At 65.0% G+C, this 8,348-nt stretch carries 12 protein-coding genes; 3 read left to right on the forward strand and 9 right to left on the reverse strand.

Going from position 1 to position 8,348, the window contains the following annotated elements; translation table 11 throughout:
* Nucleotides 1-152: 152 nt before the first annotated feature.
* From BST14_RS13830 to BST14_RS13855, 6 genes are all read right to left on the reverse strand, one after another.
* A complete protein-coding gene (locus BST14_RS13830) occupies nucleotides 153-2,573 on the reverse strand; it encodes a hypothetical protein (RefSeq protein WP_036473408.1) in 2,421 nt (806 codons plus the stop codon).
* Nucleotides 2,574-2,588: 15 nt separating this feature from the next.
* Nucleotides 2,589-3,095, reverse strand: a complete 507-nt coding sequence (locus tag BST14_RS13835) for a hypothetical protein (protein ID WP_081284880.1) — start codon at nucleotides 3,093-3,095, stop codon at nucleotides 2,589-2,591.
* A 161-nt stretch (nucleotides 3,096-3,256) separates the two neighbouring features.
* Nucleotides 3,257-3,856 (reverse strand): hypothetical protein, encoded by a 600-nt coding sequence (locus BST14_RS13840; RefSeq protein ID WP_036473410.1) that lies wholly within the window; start codon nucleotides 3,854-3,856, stop codon nucleotides 3,257-3,259.
* Nucleotides 3,857-3,871: 15 nt separating this feature from the next.
* The gene (locus BST14_RS13845; RefSeq protein ID WP_051641671.1) at nucleotides 3,872-4,225 is read right to left on the reverse strand and encodes a hypothetical protein; all 354 of its coding nucleotides are present in this window, start codon (nucleotides 4,223-4,225) and stop codon (nucleotides 3,872-3,874) included.
* Between the two features lie 68 nt (nucleotides 4,226-4,293).
* Nucleotides 4,294-4,755 carry a hypothetical protein gene (locus tag BST14_RS13850; protein WP_036473412.1) on the reverse strand — a complete coding sequence of 154 codons (462 nt, stop codon included), beginning with the start codon at nucleotides 4,753-4,755 and terminating at the stop codon, nucleotides 4,294-4,296.
* Nucleotides 4,752-5,345 (reverse strand): MarR family transcriptional regulator, encoded by a 594-nt coding sequence (locus BST14_RS13855; RefSeq protein WP_036473413.1) that lies wholly within the window; start codon nucleotides 5,343-5,345, stop codon nucleotides 4,752-4,754. The genes BST14_RS13850 and BST14_RS13855 overlap by 4 nt, the downstream gene beginning before the upstream one ends.
* A 169-nt stretch (nucleotides 5,346-5,514) precedes the next feature.
* Here BST14_RS13855 and BST14_RS30975 point away from each other — a divergent pair, with 169 nt between their 5' ends.
* Together BST14_RS30975 and BST14_RS13860 are read left to right on the forward strand one after the other, a co-directional pair.
* On the forward strand, nucleotides 5,515-6,285 hold the full coding sequence (locus BST14_RS30975) for a hypothetical protein (protein ID WP_225337327.1): 771 nt from the start codon (nucleotides 5,515-5,517) through the stop codon (nucleotides 6,283-6,285).
* The gene (locus BST14_RS13860; RefSeq protein WP_225337326.1) at nucleotides 6,282-6,671 is read left to right on the forward strand and encodes a nuclear transport factor 2 family protein; all 390 of its coding nucleotides are present in this window, start codon (nucleotides 6,282-6,284) and stop codon (nucleotides 6,669-6,671) included. Before BST14_RS30975 ends, BST14_RS13860 begins: the two co-directional genes overlap by 4 nt.
* On the opposite strand, the gene BST14_RS13865 is transcribed toward BST14_RS13860, so the two are convergent.
* The 3 genes from BST14_RS13865 to BST14_RS29535 are packed head-to-tail and all read right to left on the reverse strand — an operon-like array spanning nucleotide 6,668 to nucleotide 7,623.
* The gene (locus BST14_RS13865) at nucleotides 6,668-7,081 is read right to left on the reverse strand and encodes a hypothetical protein (protein ID WP_036473418.1); all 414 of its coding nucleotides are present in this window, start codon (nucleotides 7,079-7,081) and stop codon (nucleotides 6,668-6,670) included. The genes BST14_RS13860 and BST14_RS13865 overlap by 4 nt on opposite strands.
* A gap of 24 nt (nucleotides 7,082-7,105) precedes the next feature.
* On the reverse strand, nucleotides 7,106-7,420 hold the full coding sequence (locus tag BST14_RS13870) for a type II toxin-antitoxin system PemK/MazF family toxin (protein WP_036473419.1): 315 nt from the start codon (nucleotides 7,418-7,420) through the stop codon (nucleotides 7,106-7,108).
* Nucleotides 7,417-7,623, reverse strand: coding sequence for a hypothetical protein (locus BST14_RS29535; RefSeq protein WP_139813875.1), 207 nt, complete (start codon nucleotides 7,621-7,623; stop codon nucleotides 7,417-7,419). Before BST14_RS29535 ends, BST14_RS13870 begins: the two co-directional genes overlap by 4 nt.
* 256 nt (nucleotides 7,624-7,879) lie before the next feature.
* Between BST14_RS29535 and BST14_RS13880 the strand changes: the two genes are divergently transcribed.
* On the forward strand, nucleotides 7,880-8,125 hold the full coding sequence (locus BST14_RS13880; RefSeq protein WP_036474016.1) for a hypothetical protein: 246 nt from the start codon (nucleotides 7,880-7,882) through the stop codon (nucleotides 8,123-8,125).
* Nucleotides 8,126-8,348 lie beyond the last annotated feature (223 nt).

Genomic DNA, 8,348 nt, shown 5'->3' on the forward strand with positions numbered 1-8,348 from the left:
GACGAGTTGGTCGCGCCAATCAACCTCCAACGCGCCCCGCCGCGACCGATCGAGAATCGATTCCGCGCAGCTGCGGCGCCGTTCGACGTAGGTGACGGTTGCCGCCTTCTGCCAACACTCACTGCCGTACTCCACCCGCCACACGCCCCTGCTCAGGCGACGGCGGCCGCGGGACTCAACGGGGCGCCGGCCAACCGCGTCGCATACAACAAGTCCGCACACCCCTCCGCGGTGTCGTAGTGACGCAACGACTCAATTACTTCAGCGGCCCGCACCGTCGCCAAGGACAACGCTGGCTCTGATCCGCCATGGCCCTGGCCGCCTATGGCCTGTTCGTATTCGATCAGCGCCATGAACCGCTCTTGGCGAACCTGCGCCCATAACTCGTCCCCGATCGGTTTGCGTTCCTCGAACAGCCGCATAACCTTCTCGCTCGCAGCCCCGTGCAGGTGACCAGAAAGGGCCGCCATGTGCATGTGCCGGGCCGCGATCTGCAACCGCTGTTGCTCATCAAAAGCGTTGGCCTGCCGCCACTCCCACGGCATCGCGACTTGGCAGCGATGCACAAAATGCCCGCCTGGGTTGGTGGTCGGCGAGACGTCGCGAGGGTTGACCTCGACAGCCCGCGCATTGACTTGATGGGTCCAGTCGGTCATCTGCTGCATAGGCAGTGATGAGGCGATCGCCAACACGCGTGCACCTGGAGCGGCCATCTCTCGGGCTTGGGCGTGACGCACCACCACATCAAGGGGATTGATCCCGCCGACGGCGGCGCTGGCCTCCCACAGCTCGCGACCCACGACCGGATCGGTGACCGCTAGCCGCACATCCTGCGGCACCCGTACCCCCAGCGGGATGCTCGAGGGGCCCTCGCTTGTCGCCAGCCACGCCGTAACTCCCCCGGTGCGTTCGTAAATCAGCGAGACCGCGTAGTGAGTCTGGATATAGCCCTGGGCCAGGGTCTGGGCCAGCATGGCCTCGATGACGTCATGGCCGGCGTCCATGGCCTGCTGGAACAACACCTCACCGCTGGCACCGTCGGCACCGATGGCCTGAATACGGGCATGCTGCTGGGGCATCGCCAACGGCGCCACCTGCGCCCCATTCGGCGCGCCGCCCGCCGCCGGGGGCGGCCCACTACCCCCTGGCGGACCGCCCGCGGGCGTTGACGGCGTCACAGGCCCGGCCGGCCCCGTGCTACTCACCGGAGTCACCGGTGTCGCACCCGCGGCGGCCGACGGCATCATCGCCATCGGGGCACCACCAACGCCGGGTGCGGCAGCCGCAGGAGTTGTTACCGCGGACGAACTGACAGTGGTAGCAGCCGGCACCGCCGCCGCGGCAACATTCTGCGCGACCTGGTGACCCACATTGGCTGCCGCGCCAAGACCATTCGCGACACCGCTGACCGCTCCAGTCGCCATCCGCGCCGATGTCTCAGCAATACCGGACCCCAAACCCGCCAACCCCGGCGCACGACCGGCCCCCGCGCCCGCGCCGGTGCCGGTCCCGACTCCAGTGCCCGCGCCGGTAGCGTTGGGGAACTGCCCGGCTTGTGTCCCAGCAGGATTCATCCCACCCGGGTTACCCATACCGTTGCCAGCACCTGCCGATCCGGGCGACATCATCGATCCCATCGACGCGGGCGATCCGCCTCCCCCGGCGCCCGACGAGATCGGTTTCATCATCTGTCCGATCACCGAACTCGGATTGCTACCGCCCGATCCCATCTGCGGAGCAGCCGGTGCCTGCTTCGGGTTAGTCCCGTTCTGATCAGTTCCATCCGGCTTGTGAAAGGCGGTCTGCTGCACCTGATTCTGCTGCTGGGACTGCGGAGTGTCACCCTTGTTGAACTGGGTTGTATCCGGGCTATCTTTTAGCCCGGTGCCGTTATGAACGGACTCGACCTTAGGGCCACCGCCTTGAGGCGCAGGTAGAGCTGGTGCGGCAGGCGCGGGAGCGCCGACGCCGGGGACGCCGCCGGATTCGGGCAGTGTTGGGTTGCCGTACGGCACCGCCCACTTGCCGACATCGGCCGCCAATGTCGCTATCTTCCCTGCACCCTCGGCATCGCGCGCCTGGGCCAGACCCGCGGCGCCGGCAACGATTGAAGCGATGTCCGCCTTGAGCTGAGCGTCGATCGCTGCAGCAGCACCCGGGACGGCCGCGGCCGCCTGCTTGGCCTTTTCGGCGGCCTCGCGTGCGGCTTTGATGTCCTCTTCGGCCTTATTGACGATTTCGACCAAATCGGCCTTCGTGGCATGGATCTCGCCCGAGGCCCACAACGCTCTCTTGGCGAGGTAACGGTAGCCCTCAATACGATTCTCCAGCGTCGTCTGACGACCGTCGACGAGTCTGCGGGCCGCATCGATAAAGGCGCCCTCCATCGGCGCGACGATGCTGCGGATGTCGTGCTGCGTATGGAGTTCAGGGAATAACTTGTTTGCCGCGCCCATGAAGCTCTCCGCATAAGCCGACCACGCGGAGGCCATCTGCAACGGCCAGGACGTCCCCAAGATCGCCTGCGAGTGCTCAGTAGTAGGTTTTGCGGGATCGCCAGCGCCAGAAGCCATTCCAGTCCTTTCGGCCTAAGGTGCCAAGCGATTGCACAGAGTGCCAACTTCCTTGGCGGCGGCGTCGGCGATGCCGAACGCGTTGCCATTGGCAGGCGAGCCGGTGGCGATAGCGGTTCCTAACGTCTGCAGTGCTTTGACTGCGGTGTTTGACGCTTCAAGCAGAACCGGCGTCGTGCCCGGCGCAATCTGTGAGCGCAAGGCATCGCTAGCCTGCTGGTAAAGGCTGCCAGACTTTTGCAAGGCGGCTGTCCAATCCGGATTGGACTGGATCGCGGGGTCGCCGATCTTGACGTCCTTCGGCAATACCGGCAGTGCATCGTGCGCCATGTTGGCGTAGTGGTCGGCGGAGTCCCAGCCTTGGTAGCAGGTCTGGTGGTCTGCTTGCGCGCTCGGCAGAGGCGCCGGGGACGCCGGCGCCGGCGGCTGAACGGTCTTCGTCACGGGCGCGTGCGTCGGCGCGGCGGCCGGCGTGGTGTCGCGGACCTGCATGGTGATCACCGCGGCGATGATCGCGGCCACAACCGCGCCCGCCGCTGCTGCGGCGGCGAGTGCGGGCCAGCTCCGCCGCGACCCGCCAGGAGGAGGAGGTGGCGGCGGCCCGGGCGGGGGCGGCCACTTCCCTGGATCCGGCGGCGGAGGCAGCGGCGGCGGGAAAGCGATGTCGACGGTGTGGTGCTGAGTCATCGTCCGCACACCCAATCGAGGGAGTCACGGCCGGCGGTGAACATGTCGACAACTTTTCCTGAGGTGGGGTCGAAGGTCTTGTAGGCCACCGCGAGGGTGCGTAGCGCGCTGACGGTGCTGTCAGCGAACCCAGCCAGCATTGGGCTGGTGCCGGGCGCGATCTGGCCTGCCAGGGTTTCGGCGGCCTGGCCGTAGAGCTGGCTGGCGCGGTCCACTGCTGCCTTCCAGGTGGGGTTGGCCTGTACGGCGGGGTCGGTGAACGGCATGTTCTGCGGGATGACGTTGAGGCCCGAGGCCGCGGTGGTGACCAGGTCGTCGGTGATCGCCCACGCTTGGCAGGTCTTCTTGTCGGCCTCAGCGGCCGGCAGTGGAGCGGTTGGTGCTGGGGGTGCGGCGGTCACGGTGACCGTCGGTGCCTGGGCTGGCGTGCTGTTATTGGCCACGCGGGGTGTGGCGGCGATGGTGACCAGTGTGGTGATGACTCCGGCGATGACTGCCCCGACGCCTGCGGCTGCCGCGATCGCCGGCCAGCGGCGCAGCCGCTGCAGCGGTGGGGGCGGCGGCCACGCGGGTTGGGCCGGTGGGGCGATCGACATGGTGAAAACTCCTGGTTAAGTAGCTTTTGGCAGGTTGGGTCCGCTGCCTGGTTTCATGACCGGCATCGGGAACTGGACCTGGTTGTAGTCCTGGGCGGCGTGCTGATCCTGTTGGGCCAGCACCGGTGGTGACTGGGTGAGTGCCGCTTGCTGCTTGGTGGCCCACAGCGAGTCTTGGGTGTCCACGTTCGTGCGTACAGCTTCGGTTTTCGCGATCACGCCAACCAATGCTGCGTCGAGTTTGGATGCGGCGGCAGGCGGTGGCGGGGCGAACGTCGGCGCGGCGCTACCGGTCAGCGTCTGCGTTGCTTTACCGCCCGCAGACGCCAACTCTTGGGTGTCGATCTGCAGCTTCGATTTGGTCCCCATGGGTGCATTGTCCCAGCATCTGCCGACAATGGAAACCGCTTTGAACGCTGACCTGCGCCTTGTCGAGGTCATGGCCACATCCCCAGTTCGGGGAGAAGTTTGTCGGCGGCGTCGATGATCTGTTCGGCGTCAGCGAGCGCATGGTCGGTGTCTGCGGCAGGAAGATCGAGATCGGTTGTGCTGCGTGGGTATTCGAGCTGGTTACGGATTCTGCGCATTCGGTTGAACGCCCGAAACGATGCGCCGAACTGTGCTTCGGCCGCATCGGCGACAGCGATGTGGCCCCCTGCAGTCGTCGGACGCAGGCCCTGCTGCACCAGGAGCGCGGTGAGCGCCTGGCGGGTAGCGTCGTAGGCCAGCTCAAAAGCCCCGATGTGATCTGCAGCGAGGGCGGCGCGTGCACCGGCCAACCGCTGTCGAGCCTGTTGAAGCAGGTAAGCGCCGTTGGCGGCGTCCCCGCTGACCCGCTCAAGGTGCCCGCGCTCAACCAGCGCAGAGATCTCCGCTCGGCCCGTCTTCCAACCGCTCATGCTGCGTCCTGTGTGGGAAAGACTTGGACATAGGGTCGCCGCTGAATCTCGGCAAGTAGAGCCCACTGGCTGGGGTCGGCCCATTGCGCCGGTGTGGCCTGCTCGGGATTGACCGGAATGCCGATGCGCTTCTGGGCGCGGTCGGCCCCATCAAACAGATCGGTACGCGTGGGTTGGCCGATGACGAGGACATCGATGTCATTGGCCGGCGGCCCGGGCTGCCCGGTGTAGCGCGCGGCCCAGGACCCGAAGATCAGGACTTGCTCCACAGCGGGGATGGCGCCGAATTCCTCGGCAATGACCGTGTGCGGACCGAAAGTCAGCAGCGCGAGCTGGGTCAGTGGCGTGTAGGCAGGATGACTGGTGTTGGCGCTGATCAGTCGGTTGCGGCCCTGGCGGCGATCGCGCAACACGTGGGCGGTGACGAGGCGTTCGACCTCTTGTTGGGCGGTTTGCTTCGAAACGCCAAGTGTGCGCGCGAGGTCGGTGACCGTGTACTCCCGGTCGGGATTGAGCAGCAGCTGCGCCAGGAGTTCGCCCTGGTGCTGGGACCGAAAGACCGGAAGCAACGCCGGCGCCGCAGTACGCATAAACCGATCATATGTCCGGATAAAACCGACAGTCAATATAATATGGACATATAGCCTAGGGAAAGACGACCTAAAGCCGTAGGCGTCTAGCCCTTCGAAGGGGCGCGTGGAGTGCGCGGTAAGTCTCTCTGCGTCTCGTTCAGTCTCGTTGATAGGTAGGCTGATCAACGTGCGTGTGATAGCTCTGAAATCCCTCCTCGAGGAACGCCACCTGCACGCCTATTCAGAGTTCGTCGCCGAATACAACCGGACCGCAAAGGAATTGGGCGTCTCACGCCAAGCAGCACCCCCCACGAAGGCGCAGTACTACCGCTGGCTCGGAGGCGAAATCCAGAATCTCCCACGCGGCTACCATTGCGCCGTGTTAGAGCGGATGTTCCCCGGCTGGTCCGCCAAAGAACTGTTTGGACACCCCGACACCCCGCACCGGGGCGATTTGCTGACCGGTGTCCGGCCCGGCATTGAACCGACCGACCTCGCCGGCCTATGGGTGACGAGCTACATGGTCGACGGGCTGCATCACGCCGATCTATCACAGGTCGACGTCACCAAAGGCGGCATAACAGCGACCAACTACCCACCGAGCCCACGACTCGAAGACCACGAACGCGGCTATGCCAACGACATCGAAGCCGAAGTCTTCGGCCGCCACATCATCGGAAAGTGGCGCAATGTCAACGACCGCTACTTCTATGGCTCCATCCATCTGGCCGTCTTGCCCGGCGAAACGTCAATGGACGGCTACTACACCGCAGTCCTAACCGACACCGAGGTCACTTCGGAGCGATGGCGATGGGCTCGAGTAGATCCTGGATCCCGCGCGGGCGTGGATCTAACGACCGTGAAGCTGGCAGAACCCAAAACGATCTTCCAAATCCTCAGCGACCGAACACGTTTCGACGGGCCAATCCCGCTCGCCCAGGTAACGGAGCACCCGTGAACGCACCCACACGCCACCAGCACGTGCGCCAACTCATCGACACCTATCTGCGCGCATGGACAACGCAAGACCCCGACCTGATCGTCACGATCTTCACGCCCGGGGCGACGTATCACGAACGCGTCCTCGACGAGCCGATGCGCACCACCGCCGAGATTCGACGGTACTGGGAAACCAAAGTTGCGCGCGAGCAGGCCAACATCGACGCGCGGCTCATCACCTTGTACGTCGACGGATCCACCGTCATCGCGGAATGGGAAGCCCGATTCGACGACCTCGTCAAAGGCCACCGCAAACTGATGCGAGAGGTGGCCATCCTCGAGCTCGACGGCGATCGGATCGCCAGCTTGCGCGAATACTGGGCGTCGAAACCGATAGACGCTTAGAGCGCCGCCTGCCCGTTCTCAGCCCGTTCCGCGGCAAGAAGGAGTTCGTTCCCGCGCTGCAGCAGGCCGTTCGCCGCCCGCATCAGCTCATCGAGCACCGCGCCGCGGTCGAGCTGGGCGAGCGCTTTGCGGATCAGGTTATCCCCAACCAGCACCAACTCGTCGGCGACAACTCGCGCCTCAGGCGGGGTGAGTTGCATGTCGAGCCCGATTCCGTTGTGCCGCACTGTATGTGCAGCGGGCTCCTCTGTCGAGCCGTCAGTGATCGCAAGCATGCGGCGGATATCGACACTTCGGAGTCGGTCCTGCAACTCGCGGTCGTCGAGGGCATCCAAGTCCGCGGCCGGGAGCTGGCGCGCTCGGACAATCAACGCGATCGCGGTATCCCGGTCCAGTGACATGGTGAGCATTCAGATCCCCTCCGATTCCATCCCCTAGGGCAGAGATATCCGCAGCCCTGCGCTGATCTCCCGCATTGTCGGTAGCGAAAGGCTGCCGAGCGATTCGATGAGTTCGTCGTGATAGAGCTGCACGATGTCGTCGACAAGCACAAAGCCGTCGAGCGGGTCAGCGTCGGTCAACGAGACAACGGTGGGTAGGCGGCGTTCACTCATGGTCGTCGTGGTGACCCGCGCCGCCAACACAGTGTCGAGGTTCCTGTTGCGAGAGTTGTTGCTCAGGACCACCCAGGATTCGGGTCCGTGTCCAAAATCGACGCGGTATACGTTGCTCCGCACCCCGCGATTCACCGCTCGGCCCTGCTCCTACGGACGTGCAGGTTGCGCGCAGTTCGCCGCTCAACGCTGGCGGGTTCACTGTTGAACTCGGCCGCCAGTTCGGCGTACCCGACGTCGAGCACGCGCTCCCCCACCGCTTCCGCGCCGGCGTGGAGCAACGCGCGAAGCGCGCCGGCTTCTGATTTGATGTCGCCTTCGCCATGAAGGCTGGCCAACTGGCGTAATGCTGGCGATGACCGCGACCTGGTGGCAGTTGATGGTGCCGTTTTGGAGGTTGATGAGTTCGACGACGGCGTTTCTGGCCACGATCTTTGCGACGTCGTCGAAGGCATCGAGCCGGCTGACGGCGTCCTGGCATGCTTCGCCGGCGCTGAGATAGTCGCCGGCCTTGAAAGGCACCGTGGGGGTGGGCATACCACGAACCTTACAGCGAACACGCTGTAAGGTCAATTGTGTTGTAAAGTCGTGCGTGTGATCGAGCTGCTGTCCCTGCGTGGCTTCGCCAACCGCCGCGGCCTCGCACACGGGACCGTGCGCCGCTACCACGTCGAAGGCCGACTCCCGCAGCCCGATGGAGAACTGACCGACGGCGCCGACATCCGCCACCCAGGCTGGCTCCCAGACACCGTCGACAACTGGCAGCGGCCAGGACAAGGCGCTCGCACCGACCTTCAGTCGGTCAAAGGTTGCGGCGACGCAGCCAACGCGCGCCGATGAAAATCACCACCGCGACCACCGTGAGGATGACGAGTCCTGGCGCTAGGCGGAAGAGAGCGCCGGCCGCGTCACTGCCAGTGCGCCAAGCGAATCCGTGTACCAGCGTGTTGAAAAATCCGTGACCGGTGTGGTGTGCGCTCGCGAGGTGTCCGTTGTCGTTCTATCTGAGGCAGGTGCGGGCGTCTGACCTGCGGTGCCTCAGATCAAATGGCGATCCTGTTGC

Source organism: Mycobacterium arosiense ATCC BAA-1401 = DSM 45069, assembly GCF_002086125.1.
Lineage (GTDB): Bacteria > Actinomycetota > Actinomycetes > Mycobacteriales > Mycobacteriaceae > Mycobacterium > Mycobacterium arosiense.